The organism is Paenibacillus sp. FSL P2-0121 (genome assembly GCF_037975345.1).
In the GTDB taxonomy this organism is placed as follows: domain Bacteria; phylum Bacillota; class Bacilli; order Paenibacillales; family Paenibacillaceae; genus Paenibacillus_AQ; species Paenibacillus_AQ odorifer.
The window spans coordinates 1,121,907-1,146,526 of sequence record NZ_CP150245.1 but is presented as its reverse complement, the minus strand read 5'-3'; the positions used below and the strand labels follow the sequence as shown (position 1 = coordinate 1,146,526).

The following is a 24,620-nucleotide window of genomic DNA, read 5'->3' as shown; positions in this document are numbered from 1 at the left end:
TCTTAACCTAACCAACTTCTTCTTAATACTTGATCCGTGCGTACCGGGCTGTACCAGCCGGAAGCAAGCACGTTTTTCTAAAGATTTGTTTCTGCTCTGGGGGAGGCAGCTGCAACTGCAACAACTGTAAGAACAACTGCAACTACAAGAGCAAGACTAGTTGCCACCACAGAGACAATGACAACTACAAATGCTACTGCTACTGCGGTATATAATCAGAGTACCTAACTTTATAAATTGCTTAGAAACTTAAGATAAGGGAATGGAGTGACGGAGGGGAATTTTGGAACTGTAAGAGCGATAGCGTCCGCCTTTGTCTGCGGATTTCTACCGCTATCAGCGGTAAAATCAGGAAATCTGCAGACAACAGCGGCTGGAAGTCCAAACATTCTCTGGAGTCACGGCTCATCCCTAAATAGAAAAATCACAAGTTCAATCAATATAACTTAGATTAAACCGCTCCAGCCACACTAGCAGAATAACCGCTCAATCCACCCATCTGCGGGCGGCCGACAGAATGATAAACGAGGCCGGTACCCTCGATTTGCTCCTTGGAATACACATTGCGTCCATCGATCAGCACCCCATTGCGCATGCTTTTCGCCAGCTGATGCAGATCAATATCCTTGAGTAGGCTCCAATCGGTCAAGAGGCATACGGCATCGCTGCCCTCAGCCGCTTCCTCAGGCAGATTGCACCAGCGAAGCTGCGGATGATCGTATTGCTGCCTGAAATTTGTAGCTGCGATTGGATCATATAGCTTGACTGTTGCCCCTTCAGCCACCAGTGCCTCAACAATCTCTCTGGCGGGAGCTTCGCGGACATCATCAGTATTAGGCTTAAAGGCAAGCCCCCATATCCCAATCGTCGAACCGCGCAGGCTGCCAAGTGATTCATGCAGCTTGGAGATGATCATAAACCGTTGTCCCTTGTTCACTTCGACTACAGATTTCAATAATTTGAATTCGTAATCGACGTTGCCCGCAATTTGAATGAGCGCATTAGTGTCTTTCGGGAAACAGGAGCCTCCATAACCGATACCAGCCTGCAGGAAGGATGACCCGATTCTTTGGTCCATACCCATTCCTTGTGCTACCTCGGTTACATCAGCTCCCACTTTTTCACAAATATTGGCGATCTCATTAATAAAGGAAATCTTCGTGGCCAAAAATGCATTCGAAGCATATTTGATCATTTCAGCACTGCGTATATCTGTTACAAATACATTTTCTGTGAAACCCTTATGAAGCTCGCGCATTGTTGGTTCCAGCTCTGGATTATCAAGGCCAATGATAATTCTATCAGGATGGAGGGTATCGCGAATCGCTGACCCTTCACGTAAAAACTCAGGTGCAGACACGATATCAAAAGAATGTTGGGTATACTTAGAGATCATTTGAGAGATTTTTTCATTTGTTCCTACTGGAACTGTAGATTTAGTCATTATAATTTTGTGCCCTTCCATCGCTTTGGCGATTTCAGCGGCTGCACCCTCAATGTAGGTTAAGTCTGCTTCACCGTTAGGCAATGATGGCGTACCTACAGCAAGAATGATAATATCTGAACGGCGCACCGACGCTTGAAGATCTGCAGAAAAAGATAACCGTTCCTCACGAAGATTCAGTTCAATCAGTTCCTCGATTCCCGGCTCATAGATGGGCGATTCCATCTGTTTCAGCTTCTTAATCTTTTCCTCGTCCTTATCCACACAGATGACATGATGTCCGCCCAGTGCAAAGCACACGCCAGATACAAGACCCACATACCCAGTACCGATTACTGTCAGCTTCATATAATCATCCTCCTTTTAGAAAATTGACGTACGCCTGCTCAACATACTGCTTGAACTTAACCATAAACGCCTGCTCATCGAATTTACGTGCATGCTCCATAATTTGATCGATATCCCAAGCGTAGGACTCTACCTCATAAATAGCCTTAAGTAGATCCTCCACTTCTTGATGCTGAAAGAACACACCATTTACATAAGGAATAATAGTATCTAGTGCCCCACCTGCTTGATAAGCAATTACCGGTCTTCCTGCAGCGTTCGCTTCCAGCGGTGTAATTCCAAAGTCCTCTTCTCCTGGAAAAATAAATGCTCTACACTGTGCCATCATTCCAGTTACTTGTTCATCTTCTAGGCGGCCCAGAAACGATACATTATCCTTAGCCATGCCTTCGAGACGCTTGCGATCCGGTCCATCTCCTACGATATAAAGCTTAAGACCGTTACGATTGAAAGCCTCTACTGCCAGATCAATCCGCTTGTAGGAAACAAGCCGGGAGACAATTAAATAGTAGTCACCAATGGTAGAAGAGCTTGTAAACCGGGCTGTATTAATCGGTGGAAATATGACATCTGCATCCCGGTGATAATAATTCTGAATTCTCGTCTTCACTACTGAAGAATTGGCTACGAACTGATTCACATTTTTGGAAGTCCGTTGGTCCCACGTTTTGAGCTGCTGCATGTATACCTTAAGCATTTTTTTGAACAGCCCGGAATTCGACTGACGTTCCATGTAGGTGTCATAATCCCATGCGAAGCGCATAGGCGTATGGCAGTAACAAAGATGAAACGTATGTTTAGGAACTTGAATACTTTTCATAAAAGCACTGCTGGAACTCAGGACGATATCGAAACCGCGAAAGTCCAAATCACGGATGGCCATTGGATAAAGTGGCAGCACCCCTTTAAAATTGGTCTTTACCCCCGGAATCTTTTGCAGCCATGAGGCACGGATATCCGCATCTTTGAGATTGTCAGTAAGGCGGCTTCCGTTAAAAACCGTTGTGTAGATTGGAGCCTCGGGATACATGTGATGAAAGACTTCCACCACTCTTTCCGCGCCGCCCATTTGGATTAAGTAATCGTGCGCTATCGCAATTTTCATGTGAATCATCCTCAAAGTTTTATGGAGCATCATCTTCAGAATTACCGCGTCATATCATCTGTCAGGTGCCCGCCAACAAACCTTTATAGTAGTCAACGATGTCCTTGACCGTATTCTCGATAACAAAATGCTCTTTCACTCGTTTCATCCCATTGTCCGCCATCCGCCGTCTTTCCTCTGGGTGATCCAGCATCCATTTAATGGAGTCTGCCAGTATCGCCGCGTCACCAGGCTCTATCAGTAGCCCTGTCTCACCTTGAACTACAATTTCTACCGGCCCGCCTTCATTGGAGGCGATCACCGGCAATCCCGCTGCCATTCCTTCAACGATAACTTGGCCAAAAGGCTCAGGAGTTACCGAAGTGTGAATCAGTAAATCAGCAGTATTCATAAGGCCTTGGATATCATCCACATGCCCTAGCATGCTTACATTAGTAAGCTCGTCGTTTTTTATCTTTTGCAGCAATTCCTGCTTATAAGCCTCTTCTCCAAACAGAGCGTCTCCGGCCAGCCAGAATTTCACACGAGGTTCGTTCTTAAAGCTTTTTGCGGCTTCCAGCACAATATGCTGACCTTTCCAATGCGCCAATCGACCAACTAGCAGTACGTTAAAATCCTTCTGGTCCCGCATACCGATTCCATTACCAATCGCTTTAGCAAAAGCGGAGTATACGACCAGCGTTTTTTTCGAACGCGGCAACTCCAAAGCATTCAGCGTAGAATGTGAATTTGCGATGACTCCATTGGGGAGCAGACGCGACAGCAAACGAATGCCTTTGGCAACGATTGGCTTTAAATAAGGAGCTCCAATATGATCCCGGATGTGCCAGATCAATGGAACGCCCGCTATTTTTGCAGCGATGGCTCCGTATAATGCAGATTTCAGGGAATTGGTGTGCACGCAATCTACCTTCTCCGCTTTTAAAAGCGGCGCAAGCTTGCGGCCATAAGCCAACAGCTTGAAGGCTGCAGCAGGTGCTCCCAAGTTAACTGCATTTCTACCACGACTTCTGATGCTCTCATCCAGCGGAATAATACGGACATCCATCCCTTTTTCTCGTAGCCGTTCAGCCAGGGCACCATCCTCAGCCAGGATTACCAGGGGATCGATCTGTTCTCCAATATGGGTAAGGATGTTAAATAGGGCAACTTCTCCACCACTCCATTTAGCAGTGTGATCTATATAGGCCACTCTAAGCATTACGTGGTCACCTCCTCTCCTAAGGCTTGTAGGAACACGGATTCTACTTGATCCGTAACATGCTCCCAGGTGTATCTCTCCAGTACATGCTCCCTACATTCATCCCGGCTCGGAAGCAGCTTTCGATTGCTAAGCATATGGATCATGCCTTCAGCCATGTGGTCGCTACTTGAACTCTTAAATAGCAGCTCCGGCCGGAAGCCTTGCAAAATTTCCTTATTGCCGCCAATCGGTGTAGCCATCACTGGCAATCCTGAAGATAAGGCTTCAACGGTAATCAAACCAAAGCCCTCCAATGCCTGTGAGGGAACCACGAACATGTCCGCTGCCTGATAATAAGAGGCCAGTTCATGATCAGGAATGTAGCCTAGCAGCCTTACCTTGTTGCTTAAGCCATAGTCGGCGATCTTTTCTTCCAGTTCCCCCCGCAACGGCCCTTTACCACCAATCAGCAGAATTGCATTCGGGAATCGCTCCGCAACTTGCTTCCAGGCTTCAAGCAGCTGGAGTAGTCCCATCCGATTGACCAACCGCCGGACAGTCAGCACGGTTGTTGCTCCCTCAGGTAAATTCAAGGTTCGGCGAATCGCCAATCGATTCGTAGCGGGGATAAAACGTTCCACATTAGCTGCGCCTGGAATCACAATAATTTTGTGTAGTGGCACTCCGTGCAGCTTATGGAGAATATCGCGGAACGTCTCACTAAGCACGATGAACTTATCCGCAAGCTTATAGGCTCTATGTTCAATGGATTTGGCGATGGTTGTTTTGACCCGGTGCTTAATGCCTTGGCCTTCGATTTTCATTTCTTCATTCCATGGGCCATGAAAAGTCATCACTACAGGAATCCCACGTTTCTTTGCTTCCAAGGCTGGACCAATACCATAAGGAGCAAAGTGAGTGTATAAAATATCTATACGGCCACTGCCCTCTCCCATCAGATCGGCCGCCTTACGCTGGAAAGCATCCTTACGTTTCCAGATCCCATCTTTTGGATCTCCGGCATTGTGAATAATCAATTCCTCAGGGGTAGCAAGCGTCTCTTGACTGCAAATCAGCGCATGCACCCGATTACGTGAGGAGAGTTGCTCGCAAACGGATTTGAAATACGTGTTAAGCCCACCCGGCTGTAGCGACGGCCAGCTAAGGCCTGTCGTCATAATGTTCAATCCGTCACTGTACGGCATAGCTTCTCTCTCCTTTATTCTCCTTCTCGGTCTGACTCGTCTTCGCATTGTGCTGAGTCAGCTTTCCCGATCTAATTAATTCGTAATGCTTGAAGCCGACCATGAATTCATACATGACCCAGAAGACGGATACTCCGAAACCTGACATTCCCTTCTTGAACAACCCGTGTAAGAAATACTTTTGCAGGAAACGGGCTGGTGGTCTTAACAGCAGATGACTGACCCGAAATCGTTTGCCCTTGGCATACGCACTTTCAGCTTCCAAGTCAGTGTACTTATTGAAACGTGCCACATGATCGTTAATACTGCGGTAACCATAATGCCAGAGGGTTCCTGTCAAACGTATGGTTCGCTCTTCAGAGACCTCGGGCATCTCGTGCACCAAGCTATTTCGAATGCCATACGCTTTGCGGTTGTAAAGGCGCACTAGATATTCGCCACGATCCAGCCATCTGCCCATAAAATCACCGATCCGGTAGATAGAATAGGCAACCGATTGATCCATAAGCCCCGGTTTCAGTTCAAGAATACTCGCGGCCAACTCGTCGCTGACCACTTCGTCAGTATCAATAAGGAAGACCCAATCATGAACCGCGCGTTCTACTCCGAACTCCCTCTGTTTCGCATATCCGGGCCAAGGGTTGACGTATACACGACAATTCAAGCTTTCAGAAAGCTGTACTGTCCCGTCTTTGCTGCCTCCGTCAATCACAACCACCTCGTCGGCGAATAACCTGCAGGATTGTATGGCCTTAGATATTCGAACTTCGTCATCCTGAGCGATGATGACAGCCGATATTGGATAATTGCCTTGGCCGCCTACCACGCTTTTTACTGAATCCATGAAGGTTTCCTCCTTTATCTTTCGCATTATCCATTCATATCCATAGGTTTCTTGCGAATGTAAGAATTCATCGTCGTCTTCATCCACTGAATGTCCTCCCGGGTAATGAGCAGCCGCGGAAGTTTAACTTTTAAGGTGTACTTTATATTGAGAACAATGAAGAAAAATCGCAGGATTGCTGATGACAACATCGCTATCCCTGCTCCGAGTAAGCCAAATTTAGGGATGAGCAGGAACAACATTGGGATAACCAAAAGTAAGCCGAAACCTTGAAGCATCGAAACCACTTTTGGCTTGCCTAACGCCATAAAGGCCTGCGCCAGAATGATCGTCCCTCCGCTAATGGTCACTTCAAGGAGCAATAAGCGAAACACGGTTAATGCCGCATTGAAGTCTTTGCCGTACATCAACGGAATTACTAAAGGGGCTAAGAGCATCAGGAATACTCCGCCAAGCATGGTGAAGGTCGTACTTATTCGGAAGGCTTTGAATGTTAACTCAACTGCCTGTTCTTTGGACAGCTCAGAAGCCTTAGGAAACAACACGATCGTAATTGAGCTTGAGAAAAAATTAACCATTCGTGATAGACTCACAGCCACTACATACAGCCCCAAATCAGCAGGTCTTAACAAACCGGCAATTACGATCTGATCGATATAGGTAGAGAAATTGCCAAGCAAGTCATTGCCGTAGGAACCAAGTCCGTAAGTAAACAATCTTTTTAAATTCTGATAGGCCCCTCTCATCTTCACCTTATAGGTACGAAGCAAGGAAATCGTCATTCCGATAAACAGCGGCGCTCCCGGAAGAAGATAGGCAACTGCAGTTGTAAATGGATTCATCTGATCCAGCGCGATCAATATCCCGATCATCGTCAGTGTAAGCAACGGCACTAGATAGCGAATCCAATTAAACCTCTTGTATTCGCCTCTGAATTGAAAAGCTGCATTGTTAATTTGAGAGATCACTATAATCGGACACAGAATCATAGACCACTGAGCAAAGGTCACGACCTCCGGACTGAAGGATTTCAGCCAATAAGGCAAGACCACGATACCTATAATCATCGCTATGACTCCAAAAATGGTACCGAGCAGCAATGCCATACGATAAAGCACTCCGGCATCCTCCGGATTTTTCTTAGCGTTATAGATGAGAGCTGAAGGAATGCCAAAGCTCATGCTAAACGCCAGAAACTGTGACCAGTTAATCATTGCCGTCTGTTCCCCACGACCTGTCGGTCCAAGATAACGTGCGGTCAGTACACCAGTTAACATGTTAATCAATAGGATCATGACACTGACAAACATAGTTTTTACGGCTGCCGAGCTGTTGTCCTTGCTCTTGGCGAACAGTCTAAAAGATGACCAGATTGCTCTAGCGGGGAGAGATTTTGCATTCAACTGCTGCATACGGTGTTCCCTTCCTTCTACTTTGAGTAATCTCCCTTGCGCTGAGGCCAAGACCGATCAGCATCCAGATTAAGTATCCCTTGAGTCCGGGAAACCCATTATCTGAAACTAGACTGACAATCGCACCGGTCCAAGTAGCTAACGCAAGTCGGGCGTAGGGCTGCAATTGGTCCCTGCTGATTACTCTAGCGAATATCTGTTTGACAACTGCGCCTAAAGCTCCGAAGAAGAAAACAGCACCCAGAACACCAAAGGTAAGCAGTAAAGCGATAACTCCGTTATCCATAATTCCGTACTCTCCAAGCTCGCCGTCATTACCAAGCTTAGTCCCTTGGCCTACACTACCAATTCCCTGACCTACTGGATTGGCGGCAACCATCGGCAGCATGTTTTGCCATAAGCTTAGCCGTTCATTATAAGAGTGATCTTCCTGAACAGAAGAAAGTGTCTCTACCCGAGCAACCAGTCCTTCGGCACCAGGCAATTTCGGCACAACCCAGAACAACGCAGCAGCCACAAAAACTAATTGGATCAAGGTTTTCCACTTTCCCTTAGAAGGAGAGGTTCCAATATACATGAGCAGCATCACCAGGAGTATCAGCCATGCCGCACGTACCAAAGTAGTCAGCAGGCAGATTACAACTAGCAGAACGCCGATCCAGCGCAATGTTCCCCGCCATTTTTTCTCCAGTATCATCGGAACTAAAGCAAACGCTAAGAAGGTTGCAGCCGGTCCGGGCGAATTCAGCGTAGAGAACACTCGGATTTCCAATGGATATGGATTTCCGATGGACATCATATCCGCATGTTTCATCCAGAACACATCCCAAGGTGGCACCGTCAAATACTGAACAATCCCGTAAATGGCAACTAGGACTGCAATATTGGCAAAAGCGGTAAGCAGTCGATCGATATCCTTCGGCTTGAACTTCGTGACGGCAAAGTACGGCAATAACAGCAGTGGCACAATATAATTCGCTAAGTCATAAACTGAGCCCATGCCATTCTTAGCCAAACCGATTAAAGCACCATAACCCAGCGCAACTGCGAACATTAACATGATCCGCGTGGAGGCTTTTTGAATATTATGAATCTCCTTCAGCAGCGGAATGATCAAGGTTACACCGGTTAACAAGGGAGCTAAGCTCAGCAAGGATACAGAGTGATACACTCCTTCTGACCAGTCAGCAATGCGGCGCAGCTCTGGAGCTACGGCCCAGATTAGCAAGGTATAAGCAACCAGCATTTTCGGTCTAAGTATGGCTAACAAGAAAGCTGGGAATAGGATGGCTGAGAGAATGGCTCCCTGCAGACTGTTCGATGAACTCAGCATCGCACTGGAGAAGCCGATGATCAGCGGAAGAGAGACACCTACAGCAGCAGTCCCCCCTATTAATCCAACTGTCTTGATGAACCTAAGTGATGGGGGCGTAAATACACTCATTCCAAGCCTCCTTCCTTCACCTTATCCCGCTTACGCAGTTCCTTAAGTAATAAAAGTAGAAATTGTGCATCGTCCACAAGATATCTTTTCCAGAGCCGGCCCGGCTCCTGGCTAAGCCGCCAGAACCATTCGAACCCTGTTTTTTGCATGAAGCTAGGCGCTCGTTTTACTGAGCCTGACAGAAAATCAAAGGTCGCTCCCACTCCGATCGATATCGGAGCTTGATAAGAGGTATAGTGGCGGTAAATCCACTTTTCCTGCTTAGGTGCTCCTACACCAACAAACACGATATCTGGCTGGCACTCTGTCAGCATTTCTATAATGCGTTCATTCTCCTCCTCATTGTGCTCGAATCCATAGGATGGAGAATAACAGCCAACCACATTTATTCCGGGATGTGCTGTTTTCAAATTCATCGCTGCCCGTTCCGCCACGCCTTCAGCTGAGCCTAAGAAGAACAGCCGGTACTTCCTTTGCTCAAAGGCGTTGCCCAATCGATTAAATAGATCCGCGCCGGATACCTTCTGCTTAAGCGGCTTGCCTAGCATTTTGGATGCCCAGATCAGTGGCATTCCGTCAGCAACAACTGCGCCTGCCTTCGAATATACCGTTTGAAATTCTTTATCCTTACGAAGCTTGATCACATGATCTACATTGCAAGTGAGGATATAAGACTGATTCCTCTCCTGAATGGTTTTATCAATGTAATCAAGCAAATCCATGAAATCATAGTTATCAAAATTGACATCGAACATATTCACTTGACTCATCGTATCACTTCTTTTTGTGGGGAATCGGTTGGCTGTGAAGATCGATACAGGCAGTTCAGGTACCAACAGAACGGAATAATAAATTGGACCGTCGACAGCGTGTTATCGGAGAATGAGTAGATTAAAAACGCTGCAATAAATAACAGATAATAAGGTTTGATCGGCGGAGCCAATGCTCTGTACACCAGAATAAATACAGCCAATAAAGAGAACATCAACAGAATAGCGCCAATATATCCCCCATCGAAGTAAAAGCGGATATACTCGTTGTGCGGAACTACAAAACCCTTATACAATGTTCCATCATTTGCTACCGTCACTGCTCCAAGCCCTCTACCAGACCAAGGAGAGTCCGCAGCCTTGTTTAAGAAATACTCCCATGCCTCTGACCTTCCTGATAAATCAACAGCCGTATCTGTCTGTCTCTCAAAGGAACGTTTCTCAAAATTATCGAGCTGCCAGAAAACGGCGACCATAATCAGGAAAAATGCACCCATCAACGGAATTAGCAGATAGGTTCTGCCCTTCAAATATTGGCGGAGAATATCATAGAAGTAATAGAGAACGGTAAGTCCAAGTGCCAATATAGGCCCTCTTGTTCCTGTTCCAATCAAGATAAAGAAATTTAGAACTAACATGATATAGAAAAAGCGTGCTTGCTGCGGATTCCGCTTCACCTCTATAAATGGAATCGCTACTCCCATAAAGGCCAGCATCGCTAGATGCGCAGGAATATTAGCCCCCTGAATCCGTACAGCGCCTGTATACTCGATGTTGAGAAAATTATGAACATGCGCAAGCTGCAGCAACAAACCAACCACTACACTAACAAGGGGAAGCATACAGATAATTTTGATTTGCAGCTCGGCTACATTCTTTTTCCAGTTGATTAATAAAAATACGAATGGAATGGATAGACCGATAAAAGCTTTAACTGCAATGGATGAGGTCATTTCCGGCAGCCAGATCGAAGACCCAAAGGTAATCACCAGCAGCGCTACCATTGCCCACAAGGGGTGACTCAGACGAAACCGCAAGCCATTGACAAGAATACAAGGAACAAGCAGCATCACGATAACCAATTTATAAAGGGACAGTATCTCCATTCCGAACATGCTGCCATCATATAAAAAGTTAATCGATATTGCAGTCGTGATTAGAACGAAATAACTGATCAGTTCAGGCCGTGAAATCGAGATTCCCAGCAAAATTATCAGAAGCACGGCAGCTATCGCAATCATCGGCTGGTAGATGACCGCCGTTCCAAAGAACAGGGCCGACATGAGATAGAGCATCCCGTATGGCAAAACATTTAATTTGGAGCCCCACTCAAAATTTGTCATGTTAATCCCTCACCCCGCTGCGGAATGCCTCTCCCGATTGAGAATCATATGAAGCGTTCCACGAATACTCTCCAGCCTGCATTTGTTCAAAAGCCTTCTTCCTTTACTTCTTGAGAGGATAGAATCAGCCAGGATATACACGAGCTTAGCGGCTGTCTTTCCCACTAGAAGCAGCTTGCCTTTTAGTCCTTCGCTTTTCATAGCGTTAGAGATACCTTGGCTATAATAGCGCCTCATAATCCAGTCTTCCGTCAAACGGGCCGCCGGAACGAAATGGTCAACCGCCATTTCCGGATGGTAGAGGATGGAATGCCCTTCTTTTTGAATCTGTCCGAATAACCAGGTCTCTTCACCAGAGAGCAGAGAATCACCCTTTCTTCCGAGATCTAGGGGAAAAAGACTGATGTCGAATACGAGCTTCCGCATCGCCATATTGGCCCCACAAGGATGAAGTTGCTTGGGATATTCCTTAATCCGGCTACCTAAATCAACAATCGTGTACGGAAGCTCAAAGGGTTTAATCAACCAGTCCGGACGTTTACTTTCAAATATCGGAGCGATTTTGCCTCCCATAGCCATGACCTCCGGTTTACTCTCGAAAGTACTGACAATCGTTGTTATCCAACGCTGGCAAGGTATGGCATCATCATCGAGAAAGGCAATCAGCGGCGATTTGGAAGCCAGAATTCCTGTATTTCTAGCCGCTGAAAGCCCCTGCATCGGCTCCATCATGTAGCGGATATCCACATCAGCTCCATGCTTTCCTATAAACTTTTTGACGCAAGCTTCAGTATCATCCTTGGAACAATTATCCACAACAATGATCTCCGCCTGCTCTAAGTGATCCAGCTTTAAAAGTGACTGAAGCGTCTTGATCAATAAAGGTGCTCTGTTGTAGGTACAGATGATAATGGAAAGCTTAGGAACGTCTCCGTATTCACGCATCGGCATTCACCTAATTTCCACATTATTAATAAGCATCTTTTGAACCGAGTAACATCAGTCCGGTTTTAGCAATGATTTTTAGATCCAGCATGGTGCTCCGAATATGGATGTAGGTTAAGTCCAGCTGTACCATTTCGTCGAAGCCGACACTGTTTCGGGCATTTACTTGCCAATATCCGGTACAACCTGGAGTAACCGTCAAACGCTGTTTGTCATAATCCGTATACTGAGCCACCTCTTCTGGCAGCGGAGGACGAGGACCGACCAGACTCATTTGACCTATCAGCACATTCCACAGCTGAGGTAGCTCATCGATGCTCGTCTTGCGCAGGAATCTCCCTATTTGTGTGATCCGCGGATCGTTCTTAATCTTGAACATGGCACCGCTCACTTCGTTATAGGCCATCAGGTTTTCTTTTAACTCCTCAGCGTTACTGACCATGGATCTGAACTTATACATCGGGAATTGCTTTTCATTCTTCCCAACCCGGTTTTGCCGAAAGAACACCTTTCCTTTCGGATCCTCCAGCTTGATCAGAATCGCCACGACAACAAATAATGGCATTAACACGAGAAGACCAAGAGCGGAAAAAAAGATATCGATCATCCGTTTCATTATCAAATAGGACTCTGCTTCTTTCCTTCTCTCATCGGTATGCAGCATGTAAAGTTTCGGCAGGACCGCCTCGTAGTCTTCCGGCAGTTTTTGCATGCTCATCCTCCTCATCTAAAATTTTGCGAACTCAACTTAACTACTCAAGCTGGTTTGTCCCATTTTATTCAGCCATTCCGCCATTGCATCCATCACCGGATAGCGCAAATCTTCGCTTTGCAGTGCAAATTCAAGTGTTGTCAAAATATATCCAAGCCGCTCGCCGACATCATATCTTGTTCCGTCAAAATTATAGGCATATACCCGTTCGCTCTGATTCAACTTCTGAATGGCATCTGTCAATTGGATCTCTCCGCCAGCGCCTTCTTCCATCAAATCAAGATACTTAAAGATCTTCGGAGTAAACACATACCGGCCCATGATCGCAAGATTGGAAGGTGCCGTACCTAGTGGCGGCTTCTCTACAAAATTGTTAACCCGATACAATTTACCGTCCTGTAAATCCGGTTCAATAATACCGTAACGATTCGTGAATTCATCAGGAATCTCTTGAACTCCGATAACCGAGTTTTGTGTTTCTTCATATTGATCGATCAGCTGCTTAAGGCAAGGTACGGCTCCTGTGACGATATCATCGCCTAACATGACACCGAATGGCTCATCTCCGATAAACCGTCTTGCACACCATACGGCATGCCCCAGACCCTTCGGTTCTTTCTGGCGGATATAGTGAATTTCTACCTTAGCTGAACGTTGAACCTCTTTAAGCAGATCCAGCTTTCCATCTTCCAGAAGCCTAGACTCGAGCTCAAACGCATTGTCAAAATGATCCTCAATGGCTCTTTTACCTTTACCAGTAACAATGATGATATCTTCAATACCGGAAGCAATAGCCTCCTCAACAATGTATTGAATGGTTGGTTTATTGATAATCGGAAGCATTTCTTTAGGCATGGCTTTCGTTGCAGGAAGAAAGCGCGTACCTAGTCCTGCCGCGGGTATGATTACTTTTTTTACCTTTTTCATCGCACTTTACCTCCTAAAAGTTTTGTGAGCATTAGCTTCAATGATTTGACTTCGTACAAAACTCACTTCGAAAGCATAAACTTAAGTTTTGTGAGCATTAGCTTCAATGATTTGACTTCGAGCAAAACTTACTTCGAAAGCATAAACATTTACTTCGCCTGGTTCATGGCAATTCCGATTAGATTAGAGCCGGTCTGTTCAAGCAGCGTCTTCGCTTTGCGAATCGATTCCCGTTTGGACTTTCCGTATCTGGCCACCAGAATCACGCCGTCCGCTTGAGGTGCCAATATACGAGCATCACTGAAATCGACTGCCGAAGGAGAATCCAGCAGGATCAGATCGTAGTTTTCTTTTAGTTCCTCAAGCAAAGCGGTCATTTTGGAGTTCCCCAGCAAATCCGGCGGACTAACATGAGTTTTTCCCGCCGGGATGACTGAAAGATTGGCTAAGTTTCCGAGGACTGCGATGTTATCTGCTTCCTCTTGCCCACTTAAATAAGCCGCAAGCCCGTCACTCCCCTCTACTTCAAACACGGTATGAAGACCGGGATGTCTCAGATTGCAGTCAACCACCGCTACCTTCTTGCCGTCCTGGACGAAAGAAACCGCGAGATTCGACAAGATTGTCGTCTTGCCTGCCCCAGCTTCTGCTGATGTAAAGAGCAGCACTTTTCCTCCGCCGCCCTGCGCTAGTTCAAGCTGACGTATATATGTGCGCAGTGATCGGAACGATTCGGAGATATGCGAGGATGGATTAACGTCTGTAACCAGACTCTTATTTAGCCGCAACATAAGCACCCTCCTTCACTCTGGTGTCGCCTACTGCCTTACCCAAATCACGTTTGCGAATGGTTGCGATCGAAGCAATTACCGGTAGACCAAGGTCATATTCCGCTTCCTTTTCAGACCTTAATGTGCCGTTAAGTGTTTCCATCAGCAAAATAATTCCTAAGGCAGCCATAAGGGATACAACAAAGCTAATGATGAGATTCATCGCAAACCCGCCGTTCGAGGGCCCTGGAACATCAGTCGGATCGGCCGGTGTCAGCAAGGTAACATTGTCTACCCTCATCAGCGACGGCAATTCACGAATGAATGTCTGCGATACCGCATTTACGATCCCGGCAGCTTTGGTGTAGCTTTCATCCTGAACATTGAGGTTGATCACCTGACTCTTCTCTGAAGTTTTAATCTCAAGCTTCTGACTTAGTTCATCGGCCGTGAGACCAAACTCCGGGTGATTTTCTATTACGCTTTTCATGATGGTTGGTGATTTCATAATTTCCTTGTAACTCTCAATTAAATTCAGGCTAAAGCTCAAATCGTTAAGATTGTTGCTCTCGGGAGCTTTGGCAATGTTGTTGACAAGCAGCTGTCCGGAAGCGGAATAGACGGGTTCAACGAAGTTTTTGCTAACATAGTAAGTCGTAGCACAGGAGATCAAAACGAACACCATGATGAGCCAAAACCTTTTTTTAATCAGGTTAATGTAATCCAGAATCGTCTTTTCCACAGTAACCCTCCTTCCGCTAAAATTACATTCTGAAAGCATTCATGAAAGTTTCAGTTGTTGCTTTAATTCTATCAATCCACACCATTCGCCACATGGCTCATACCATCACTTTCCTCTTCACTTTGGAGTAAGACGTTATACCTCTTAAGAGGGGGATTAGGTATACTTTAGTGCCATATATAGGGCTGATTTAAGTTTTAACGCACAAAAAAACACGGACAACCTGTCCGTGTTCATGTACAATGCTTACGAATTATTTCAATTTTCACTCGTATGACATTTCATATTTGGTTAATCCGACAGCATTTGCATAAAGCGCTGCCTGTGTACGATCAGCCACCTGTAATTTTGCTAAAATCTGACTGACATGCTTTTTCACCGTAAATTCGCTAATGAAAAGACGTGAAGCAATTTCTCTGTTGCATGCGCCCTGCCCCAGCTCGATCAGGACTTCCTTTTCTTTGGGTGTCAATTCATCCGTTGGGCTGCTTCCACTCATGCGCATTTTATCTTCCATCAGACCAGGATCGTAATACTTTCTTCCCTTATGCACCAATTGGATAGCAAACAGTAACTCCTCAGGCAACGCCTCTTTCAGTACATATCCATCTACCAGTACTTCTTCAGCCTTCAGGAAATCCTCTCTGCTCGCAGATGACGTCAACAGAATGAACTTACTAACGATACCACGAGCACGTGCTGTCTTAATGACATCCAATCCCGATTCATCTGCTAGCTTAAGATCAATCAATACAAGATCAGGCTGCGTCTCCTCAATCACAAGAAGCGCTTCTTGGCCATTCGTTGCCTCACCTGCAAACTGCACATTCGGCTGCATTGAAATGACAGATGCCAGTCCTCTTCTAACTAAAGGATGATCATCTACAATGACGATTTTCACAGAAACGACCTCCCGCCTAAAGTTTATGCATTCTTTAATTCAGCTACACCGACAGGAATCGAAATCATAATTCTTGTTCCTGTGCTCTCATTACTGGACAACTGAAAGTCGCCGCCGAGCGACTGGGTCAAATATTGCATATTCTTCATGCCAAGTCCGCTTACACTATCTTCAGATTCAATCCATAACAAATCAGTATCAAAACCAACACCATTATCACAAATCAATAATCGAATCCAAGTCGGCTTTAGAGACAGTTCTACATCCACTCGACTGGCAGCACCATGCCTGATGGCATTACCAGTGGCTTCGGAGATAATCCGAAAAAGCGCTTTGTGGTAAGGATAAGGGAGACTGAAATCATCGCCCGTTATTTTTAAATCAATATCAACATCATTTAACCTGGATAAGCTCTTCAAATGTGATCTTACCATGCCCAACCAAGTAGGACCGCCACTCTTCTTGGAGCTAAGACTGTAGATCGTGATCCGCAGTTCTTTAGCAACCTTTGTAGCAGAATCATGAATAAGCTCAATTTGTTCTTCTAGCTCATGATCTGACATTCTCTTCCACGATTCCTTCAGCGAATGCGTCGCATACACAATACCAAAAAGGCTCTGCGATACACTGTCGTGCATTTCATCCGCAATCCGGTTCTGTTCGTTCGTGATGATCAACCGGTTCTCGATCACACCAAGCTCATGTCTTTCAAGAATATTCGCACTTAGCTCAGATAAGAATATCAATTGTTGAATATACCATCTGCGGCCTTCCAGCCCCTCTGTAGACTCCAGCTTGAGTCCAATCATCCCTACAAAACGGGTGCTCATCCGTACAGGCATCAGCAGGAAATCTCCTAATCCCGGCAGATTTCTAAAAATAGGCTCTCGCTGCAATCTCCATTCATGCTCATGTTTTCCCAGTTCTGAGAATAGGAACTGTTCCTCTTCCTGCTGCCAGCCGGTCTGCCTGCTCTGCGGAGCTGGTTCTCCGCTTTTCTTGGCGAACCAAAACAAAGCCTTATCCAGCTTCGTTAGCTTAACAACATAATCGGTGATCACTTGACCGATATTCATGAAATCATGTTGGCTTGAGGTTTCCACGATATGGTACAGGGATTTGATATGCTCCATCGTCTCTTTCGTGCGAGCATTCGATTCTTCACGTTGCCGCTTCATCCGATTAACGATCTGCATTATTATAACCGTAAGTACCAGTGTTAGAAACAGATTTCCATTTATAAATACAATTTCCAGAAAATTTCTGTTCGCAGAATTGATAAAAAAATAACAGAGCACCGCAAAAATACTGATGTAGCTTAAGAGCAACGACCATCCAAAATAAATGGACAATGAGCCTGCAGCAATCAATACAGGATTTAGCACATAAAGCCTAAAAGAGCTTTCGTACCCACCCGTAAACAAGGTCAATGCGATAATTCCCACCATCTCTATACTAACAGCCAGGACGAGAGTCTTCGGCCTGCTGCGTAGCCTTCGATAACAAAATGAGAACGTTTGTGCAAACATAACAAGTATAGCAATAATAAGTGATTTATAAATTATGGAAGGTCCCGTCTGATCTAGAAGATACATGAGTGATGTGAGGGACAATGAAAAATACCTGTAATACGCAATCAGTTTGTCTTCTGCAGTTGGTTTGATTTTCATCCCACCACCCTATTCTCCAGTTTTTTGGAAAATGTAAGATTGTACTGTGCTCGATAAAAGCATCATACATGAGAAAAATCACAATAACAAGTTGACATTTCCCATGTTTGCGCTTCCATTTGAAAAATAGTTACAAAAAATTTATTATTTTTTTAGTAGGTTTTATCACTAAAATTTGGAATTTTATCCACTATAGTTAATAAGAACTAACGTATTTATGTAGTATTAATCCATAATTTTCAACATATCTTATAAAACGACAACAATTATACAAATTATAACAATTACTGTTGGGACTCTAGTAGGATGATGTCGATTTAAATGTTATTCCGGCAAAGCTGGGGTGCGATCCCCATATATTTTTTAAATAAACGAGAAAAATAGAACGGATCATTATAATGAAGCATACTAGAAATTTCCTTAATTTGTAATGAGGTGTTGAAAAGCAACTTTTTGGCTTCTGCCATTTTTAGACGGTGAATATATTCATGAAGCGGGTATCCACTGCTGCGCCGAACAAGACGACGAAGCGTAGACATCGAAACATGATGTTTTGCCGCTATTTGTTCTAGGTCCATTTCACCATAAATGCATAAGTTCAGGTCTTCCCGAATCTGACGCATATAATCAGCCTGAGAATTCCAACTTTTTTCTTCTATTATAAAAGAACACTCCAGCAGCATTCTTTCGAGCAATAATGCTGCCCGATCCGCATCTACAGGTTCTCCGCTCTCCATCCGTTCCAGCACTTCTTCAAATAAGGTAGTAAGACCTACTATAGATTGGGCTTGAAAAACATTTCCCCCGGCAATGAGGCCCGATTCCAGCCATTCCGATACACGCGTGCCATTAAAGTTAATATAATACTCATCCCAGCTGCCTCCCGGTGGTGGACCAAAGTTATAACTGTAACCTGGGCGAAAAAAGTATAAGCTGCCTTCACGCACCTGCTGCTCTTTTCCCCCAATCTCCATGTAGGAGCCACTACCTGACACTATGTAAACAATGGCCCAGTGCTCAAAAACTACACCTGAACGGAATAACGTTCTTCCTGGCAGATGACCTGCCTGTCCCACCCTTATATTCTTGAGCTTCAGCTTGGAGGATTCAACCTTCGGATCAATAATTCTTATTGGATATGGACTGATCATATAATCCATGTGCTTGGACATTATAGGCATTCCTCCCCTTGTTTAGTAGTGATAAGGTTATTGTGAAGATGATCATATTCTACATGAATAAGAGGTGTCCACGCTATGCTTAATCATTCTACACTACTGCTTTTCCCTAATCCGCGTGAAATCACATTGTCACAAGGCTCCTTCCATTTCCCAACAAGCGGAAGCATCGTGCTTCCTAATATGGAAGAACAATCTGCCATGCCAGCTGCACGAAAACTACAGGAAGTGATTGCACAAGCATTGAATCTGCAGCTGACTTTATCCATTGGCTTACGTCCAACCGTTGTATCTGTCTGTAACTTTAACTATGTGCCATTATTGTCTGCACAGGCCTATGAGATTGTTGTCGATCAGAAGGGTATCGTTGTCTCCTATAGCTCTCCTGTAGGTGCCTTCTACGCAGCAGCAACCCTGAAACAAATCATAGAACAAAGTGGAAAATCTATACCTCAGCTGCATATTCGCGATGAACCTGATTTTGGAGCCAGAGGCCTGCTCATAGATATCAGCCGCAATAAAATCCCGAAGCAAGAAACCTTGTACCGGATCATTGATCTTATGGCTGATTTGAAGATGAATGAACTTCAGCTATATATAGAAGGTGCTCCGTTCGCTTATGAATCCTTCCCTCAAGTCTGGGAGCTTGAAACCCCAATTACCGGAGAGGAAATCCTGCTTCTGGATGCCTATTGCAAAGCACGTTATATAGAGCTTGTTCCCAATCAGAATAGCTTTGGGCATATGGAGGGCTGGCTTTCTCGTCCAGAATTCAACGCTTTAGCTGAAATTCCCGAAGGCTTTATGCTTCCGAAGAATTTGTATGCGCAGGACGTTTATCCAGAAGGCTTATTTATGCACCCTGGTACTTTTGATACCGAAGATCCTGCTGTACTACCTCTGCTAGACAAAATGTTTGACGATCTGCTGCCCTACTTTAGCTCCAATCAGTTTAATGTAGGCTGCGATGAGACCTATGAACTCGGCCTTGGTAAAAACAAAGCTCTGGCTGAAACACAAGGCAAAGGTCAACTCTATTTATCATTCCTGCAAAAAATTTATGAATTGGTTACAAAACGTGGCAAAATGATGCAATTCTGGGGCGATATCATTATCCAGCATCCCGAACTGATTCCTCAGCTTCCTAAGGATATTATTGCTATGGAATGGGGTTATAGCGCGGAGCATCCCTTCGAGTCCGATACGCTCAAATTCCGTGAAGCAGGTATTCCTTTTTATGTCTGCCCAGGCACCAGCTCATGGAACTCCATTACAGGACGCACGGACAATATGTTAGCCAATCTGCGCAGTGCAGCTATTCATGGCAAAAACAACGGTGCTATCGGTTATCTCATTACGGATTGGGGAGATTTTGGACACTGGCAGCATCTGCCGGTCAGCTATGCCGGCTTCGCCTACGGCGCAGCCCTATCCTGGAGTGTAGATCATAATCTAGAAGCAGATACTGCACAGTATTTAAATAGATTTATTTTTGCAGATCGTTCTGAGGGAATTGGCCAGCTGCTCCTGGATCTCGGCAATTACTATCAGCTTGAATCCAGTATCAACCGTTCGAATGATGCAGAAATGTCCCTGCTGCTGCGTACCCATCTGGACAATTTCCTAATCATAGAGAAGCTTACTGAGGAACACTTCAATCATCTCGAAGAATATCTGCTCTCCATTGAGGCGCGGCTATCGGGGCTAGATCTTCAATGCGAGGATGCTGCTCTTGTGCTGAAAGAATTGAGTAATGGCATCCATTTCGTGAAGCATGCTGTGCAGCTTGGCAGAATCAAGCTACAGTTGACATCAGCACCAGATTCGCTTGATCCTGCGCTGATTACAAAGCAAATCAATGATCTTGATGTACTCCTTCACCAATATCGTCTCTTGTGGACGGAACGCAACCGGCTCGGCGGCTTGGAGCAAAGTATCTCGAAACTTCAACGCCTGCGTAGTCAATATGAAGCATTAAAATCAGAGCTCTCCGCATCCGTAAGTTCCTAATCCCTCTTATTAAGATTCTCTATATAGCTGCTGTTGGGTAATCGAACGTTGAACTAACGTTTTCGGTTCGCCCAGCGCAGCTCTTCATATTGATTCTCAAGCATCTCCCGCTCACGTTGCTCGTGTTGTTCCCTGCCAATTCCCTCCTGCTGGCTTTCCTCATCCTCATAGATTCGCCATAGGTCAGAGAACAGATAGTCTTTGATTTCTACCACTTTTCCCTGCAGGATTCCGTTTATCCAAAAAAGTCCCGTGGAGGTACGCATAACCATGCGGCCATCCGGTGTTTCCGCCTTTTGACCCATTCGAATCGCCATAAGCATTTGGCCGAAAGTATACCATTCCATATTTGCTAATACCTCCTAAATTTTAGTTGTAATGGAATAAAGAGAAAGCTATAATCAGGGCAAAAGAACCATTTTCGTAAAAATTTTATAGGAGGGTTGTTATGGATTGGCTAAATGACTACGAAGATGAACTACGCTTGGTATTCCAAGAAAGCAGACGGATTATTTCCGAATTTCCAGAACCTCTAAATCAACAAGGCATGTCCTATCTTGAGCATTTTAACGTATTTAACGCTGAAAGCCACAAAAACTACATATGTTATCTTTTACCCTTTTGGCTGCAGAAGGGATGCGGAATCTCTACAGAGGTTACTCGCCAGATGTCGATGGGCAACGTCTTTTTTATGTTGTATTTCTTCATACAGGATGACCTGATGGACAGCCAAGAATCCTCCGCATACGAAAAATTGCCCTTGGCGAATTTGCTTTATGTCGAATTTTTAAATATCTACCGGATACTATTTCCGGAGCCATCTGCTTTCTGGATCTTATTTAATCGTTATATCATGGAGTGGGCAGATAGTGTTAGCAACGAAAATACCAGTGACTATTTTCTTAATGATCGGGTCAAAATTGCCTATAAAGCCAGTCCGCTCAAGCTATCCAGCACTGCTGCCCTTCTGATGTCTGGAAAGAGTGATTTAGTGCCGCAAGCTGAAGAGCTTATCCATTCGGTTTTGCTTACACTTCAAATGCTGGATGACTATGAGGACTGGAAAGAAGATTTATCCGCAGGCAACTATAATTGTCTTCTCTCCCTAACTCGCAAACATCTGCCAAACAGCAGTGCAGCTAAACTCACTTCGCAAGAGGTCGAATTTTATCTATTCACTGCAAATGGTCTACATACCTATACGCAATTAGCACACGACACACATAACAAAGTTACAGTTTCCGACCTTGATGCCCCTCATCTTATTGCGTTCCATTCCATGCTAGTAAGTAACTTACAGCAGATCTCTGATTCCATCGAAGCGGACAAGCAGCTCTTGCTAAACGGAGGATTATATCATTGGTTGTCAAAAAATGTCCATTAATTCTATTATTTTGTAATAAAAAGAATAGTATTAGTAGTTTTGCTATGTTATATTATTAAAGGTAAATATATACAATTTGGGAAGGGTGATTATTATGTCAGAAGCAATTCTTAGAAATCAAGTCATTCAAAAGGCATGGGAAGATCCAAGTTTCAAGAAAAGACTACTCTCAGACCCAAAAGCGGCTCTCCAAGAAGCATTAGGCGTAATCATTCCCGACAGCGTTACCTTGAAAGCCGTTGAAGAAGGCTCCAACGAATTCTATCTTGTAATTCCACCAAGTCCTACATCCGATGTATTGAAGGCAACCGCAGCACCACGCGGTTCGTGGTAAGACAACAAGATTAACCCCCTAAGGAGTGAGAATCATCCGGAGCTTCTGCCAATGGCAGTATGGTGATGGATTCGGTTCCCACTCCTTTTTTGCTTGTAAATTTCACTTTACCTTGCATAGCTTCGATGATGCGGAAAGTGACCATTAATCCTAGACCTGTCCCTTTATTCTTTTTAGTGAAATAAGGCTCTCCCAATCGGTGCAGGACATCCGCGTCCATCCCTTCCCCGTTGTCTTTGATATGAATAATTACGTTCTCCTCTTCCGCATACACCGACATATAGATAAATCCTTCGTCCCGGAAAGATTCAATGCTATTTTTGATAATGTTGATGAAGGCTTGCTTAAACTTCGAGGAATTCCCCTTCACCCATAATTCGCCCGATACATCGAGAATCATTTTTCCTCCATTTAAATGACAAAGCGGCTGCATAATACTCTCAATATGCTTAAATTCATTATACAAATTCAGACTGGAAATCGTCTCAAATTCCGGTTTTGCGAAGGTTAAGAAATCCGTAATGATCCCGGAAGCACGATCCAGCTCACTAAGGGCCATCGACATAAATATTTCCTCTTCACCAACGGATTTCTCGCTAAGCAGCTGAAGGAAACCCCTAGTTACCTGGAGTGGATTCCGTACTTCATGAGCAACAGATGCAGCAAGCTCGCTAATAATTTCCATTTTTTCTGAACGCTGCAATTCGTTGTTAAAACGCTCTAATTCTTTAGAATAGTTAACAACCTGTTGATGGCTATAGGCTAGTCTTCGCTCCAGAATTACGATCAAGGAGATTATGAAGGCAACAATGCCCCACTTCCACAAGAATAAATCATAGTTCCCCTTATGAATGTAATACCACAGTAACTCTGACACTACAGTAAATGCAGCCGTTCCAAAGCCAATGGCAAAAATGATAGCGTCCCTATTCCCTTTAAGCGAAAATATAATCACACATACGATCAGCAAGATGAACTGAAGGATGAGGATGAACCCGATAATAGTGGTGGATACAAAATAATAAAACTCAATATAGCTATTATTCGATAGAAAATTGATCAAAAGACATAGCAAACAAAATGAGGAGTAAATGACTTGAAATTGACGAAAACGACGGACGATCGCATATTTTCCACTGCCAAATATTTTTTCAAATAAAAGAGTAAGCGCCGGTAAAAGTGAGAATAAAGCCAAATCAAGAAATACATTACTAATCGCGCCTAAATCGCTGTAAAAGGTATAAATAAAAGGAGAATAGGTTATCGAGAGAATTCCGGTTGAACCTATTACAACGGCTAGTGAAGCCACACTGGAAAAATAGTCCCTATTAATGTAGAGAGAGCTTATAAATAGAACGATAGCCACAAGAAAAAAAGCACAGCCCAAAATCACATCGCTGAGTCCATTTTTAATATAATCATTGATTAACAGGTTGTGTTCACCGATCACTACTTCATTTTTAATTCCGATTCTATCCTGCAGCGTTTCAGTCCAAATGTATAATGTTTTCCCACTATCGCTTTGACTCAAAGGCAACAACAAAGAATAGTTATCCTTAATATAATTACGATCTTCCTCGAAGATCAAACGGTCGTTCACATACACCTTCACATGAAGAGCATATAAAGTATCAATGTAGATTGAAGGGGAGATATAACTAAAGTTAGGTATGGAAATACGAGTCCAAGAAGTGGATACGCCTGATGGCAGATGTGGGATTTCCTTCGTAGCATTCACATTTATCCAATACTGCTGGTCATTATTCTGAGGAACCTCTATGCCGCTGTTTTCGGTTCCATCGCCCCATCTAGTCTGCCAACTGGTAATTTCTTGGGATGGATATGGGGTCGCTGCTGATACAATAATTGAACTATATCCTATTAGAAGGAGAGTAAGAGCTATTGCTATATGTAGGACTTTAATCATCAAGCGCATATATGCACCTCAG

22 protein-coding genes are annotated in these 24,620 nt (G+C 44.5%); 3 read left to right on the top strand and 19 right to left on the bottom strand.

What is annotated here, in order from left to right; all coding sequences use genetic code 11:
• Positions 1-451: 451 nt before the first annotated feature.
• The 17 genes from MKY54_RS04840 to MKY54_RS04760 form a co-directional block, all read right to left on the bottom strand.
• On the bottom strand, positions 452-1,792 hold the full coding sequence (locus tag MKY54_RS04840; RefSeq protein WP_076129263.1) for a UDP-glucose/GDP-mannose dehydrogenase family protein: 1,341 nt from the start codon (positions 1,790-1,792) through the stop codon (positions 452-454).
• 4 nt (positions 1,793-1,796) lie between these two features.
• A complete protein-coding gene (locus MKY54_RS04835; RefSeq protein WP_036676592.1) occupies positions 1,797-2,897 on the bottom strand; it encodes a glycosyltransferase in 1,101 nt (366 codons plus the stop codon).
• 61 nt (positions 2,898-2,958) lie between these two features.
• Positions 2,959-4,098: a glycosyltransferase family 4 protein gene (locus MKY54_RS04830; RefSeq protein ID WP_036676593.1), complete on the bottom strand. Its 1,140-nt coding sequence runs from the start codon at positions 4,096-4,098 to the stop codon at positions 2,959-2,961.
• Positions 4,098-5,285 (bottom strand): glycosyltransferase family 4 protein, encoded by a 1,188-nt coding sequence (locus MKY54_RS04825; RefSeq protein WP_339189701.1) that lies wholly within the window; start codon positions 5,283-5,285, stop codon positions 4,098-4,100. Before MKY54_RS04825 ends, MKY54_RS04830 begins: the two co-directional genes overlap by 1 nt.
• On the bottom strand, positions 5,272-6,129 hold the full coding sequence (locus MKY54_RS04820) for a glycosyltransferase family 2 protein (protein ID WP_038568901.1): 858 nt from the start codon (positions 6,127-6,129) through the stop codon (positions 5,272-5,274). Before MKY54_RS04820 ends, MKY54_RS04825 begins: the two co-directional genes overlap by 14 nt.
• 26 nt (positions 6,130-6,155) lie before the next feature.
• Positions 6,156-7,541 (bottom strand): oligosaccharide flippase family protein, encoded by a 1,386-nt coding sequence (locus MKY54_RS04815; protein ID WP_339189700.1) that lies wholly within the window; start codon positions 7,539-7,541, stop codon positions 6,156-6,158.
• Positions 7,507-8,985 carry an O-antigen ligase family protein gene (locus MKY54_RS04810; protein ID WP_076129265.1) on the bottom strand — a complete coding sequence of 493 codons (1,479 nt, stop codon included), beginning with the start codon at positions 8,983-8,985 and terminating at the stop codon, positions 7,507-7,509. The genes MKY54_RS04815 and MKY54_RS04810 overlap by 35 nt, the downstream gene beginning before the upstream one ends.
• Entirely contained in the window at positions 8,982-9,755 is a 774-nt protein-coding gene (locus tag MKY54_RS04805; protein ID WP_036676606.1) for a WecB/TagA/CpsF family glycosyltransferase, read from the bottom strand. The genes MKY54_RS04810 and MKY54_RS04805 overlap by 4 nt, the downstream gene beginning before the upstream one ends.
• A complete protein-coding gene (locus MKY54_RS04800; RefSeq protein WP_036676609.1) occupies positions 9,752-11,098 on the bottom strand; it encodes an O-antigen ligase family protein in 1,347 nt (448 codons plus the stop codon). The genes MKY54_RS04805 and MKY54_RS04800 overlap by 4 nt, the downstream gene beginning before the upstream one ends.
• Before the next feature lie 9 nt (positions 11,099-11,107).
• Positions 11,108-12,043, bottom strand: a complete 936-nt coding sequence (locus MKY54_RS04795; protein ID WP_036676610.1) for a glycosyltransferase — start codon at positions 12,041-12,043, stop codon at positions 11,108-11,110.
• A gap of 25 nt (positions 12,044-12,068) precedes the next feature.
• Positions 12,069-12,761 carry a sugar transferase gene (locus MKY54_RS04790; protein WP_076129267.1) on the bottom strand — a complete coding sequence of 231 codons (693 nt, stop codon included), beginning with the start codon at positions 12,759-12,761 and terminating at the stop codon, positions 12,069-12,071.
• A 30-nt stretch (positions 12,762-12,791) separates the two neighbouring features.
• Positions 12,792-13,682, bottom strand: coding sequence for a UTP--glucose-1-phosphate uridylyltransferase GalU (gene galU / locus MKY54_RS04785; protein ID WP_042185171.1), 891 nt, complete (start codon positions 13,680-13,682; stop codon positions 12,792-12,794).
• 149 nt (positions 13,683-13,831) lie between these two features.
• On the bottom strand, positions 13,832-14,473 hold the full coding sequence (locus MKY54_RS04780; RefSeq protein ID WP_076218270.1) for a CpsD/CapB family tyrosine-protein kinase: 642 nt from the start codon (positions 14,471-14,473) through the stop codon (positions 13,832-13,834).
• Positions 14,457-15,194 (bottom strand): Wzz/FepE/Etk N-terminal domain-containing protein, encoded by a 738-nt coding sequence (locus MKY54_RS04775; RefSeq protein ID WP_076185032.1) that lies wholly within the window; start codon positions 15,192-15,194, stop codon positions 14,457-14,459. The genes MKY54_RS04780 and MKY54_RS04775 overlap by 17 nt, the downstream gene beginning before the upstream one ends.
• 265 nt (positions 15,195-15,459) lie before the next feature.
• Entirely contained in the window at positions 15,460-16,095 is a 636-nt protein-coding gene (locus MKY54_RS04770) for a response regulator transcription factor (RefSeq protein WP_036676623.1), read from the bottom strand.
• A 23-nt stretch (positions 16,096-16,118) separates the two neighbouring features.
• Positions 16,119-17,765: an ATP-binding protein gene (locus MKY54_RS04765; RefSeq protein WP_076137153.1), complete on the bottom strand. Its 1,647-nt coding sequence runs from the start codon at positions 17,763-17,765 to the stop codon at positions 16,119-16,121.
• Between the two features lie 317 nt (positions 17,766-18,082).
• The gene (locus MKY54_RS04760; RefSeq protein WP_038568894.1) at positions 18,083-18,937 is read right to left on the bottom strand and encodes a helix-turn-helix domain-containing protein; all 855 of its coding nucleotides are present in this window, start codon (positions 18,935-18,937) and stop codon (positions 18,083-18,085) included.
• Between the two features lie 84 nt (positions 18,938-19,021).
• Between MKY54_RS04760 and MKY54_RS04755 the strand changes: the two genes are divergently transcribed.
• On the top strand, positions 19,022-20,953 hold the full coding sequence (locus MKY54_RS04755) for a glycoside hydrolase family 20 zincin-like fold domain-containing protein (RefSeq protein ID WP_339189697.1): 1,932 nt from the start codon (positions 19,022-19,024) through the stop codon (positions 20,951-20,953).
• A 53-nt stretch (positions 20,954-21,006) separates the two neighbouring features.
• Here MKY54_RS04755 and MKY54_RS04750 read toward each other — a convergent pair whose 3' ends face one another.
• The gene (locus MKY54_RS04750; RefSeq protein WP_076137149.1) at positions 21,007-21,300 is read right to left on the bottom strand and encodes a hypothetical protein; all 294 of its coding nucleotides are present in this window, start codon (positions 21,298-21,300) and stop codon (positions 21,007-21,009) included.
• A gap of 101 nt (positions 21,301-21,401) precedes the next feature.
• On the opposite strand from MKY54_RS04750, the gene MKY54_RS04745 reads away from it, so the two are divergent.
• Together MKY54_RS04745 and MKY54_RS04740 are read left to right on the top strand one after the other, a co-directional pair.
• Complete coding sequence (locus tag MKY54_RS04745; RefSeq protein ID WP_339189695.1) at positions 21,402-22,337, top strand: hypothetical protein; 936 nt, start codon at positions 21,402-21,404, stop codon at positions 22,335-22,337.
• A 94-nt stretch (positions 22,338-22,431) separates the two neighbouring features.
• Positions 22,432-22,671 (top strand): NHLP leader peptide family RiPP precursor, encoded by a 240-nt coding sequence (locus tag MKY54_RS04740; protein ID WP_170914256.1) that lies wholly within the window; start codon positions 22,432-22,434, stop codon positions 22,669-22,671.
• Between the two features lie 10 nt (positions 22,672-22,681).
• Here the strand turns inward: MKY54_RS04740 and MKY54_RS04735 are convergent, their stop codons facing one another.
• Positions 22,682-24,598 carry a sensor histidine kinase gene (locus MKY54_RS04735; RefSeq protein ID WP_254849005.1) on the bottom strand — a complete coding sequence of 639 codons (1,917 nt, stop codon included), beginning with the start codon at positions 24,596-24,598 and terminating at the stop codon, positions 22,682-22,684.
• Positions 24,599-24,620 lie beyond the last annotated feature (22 nt).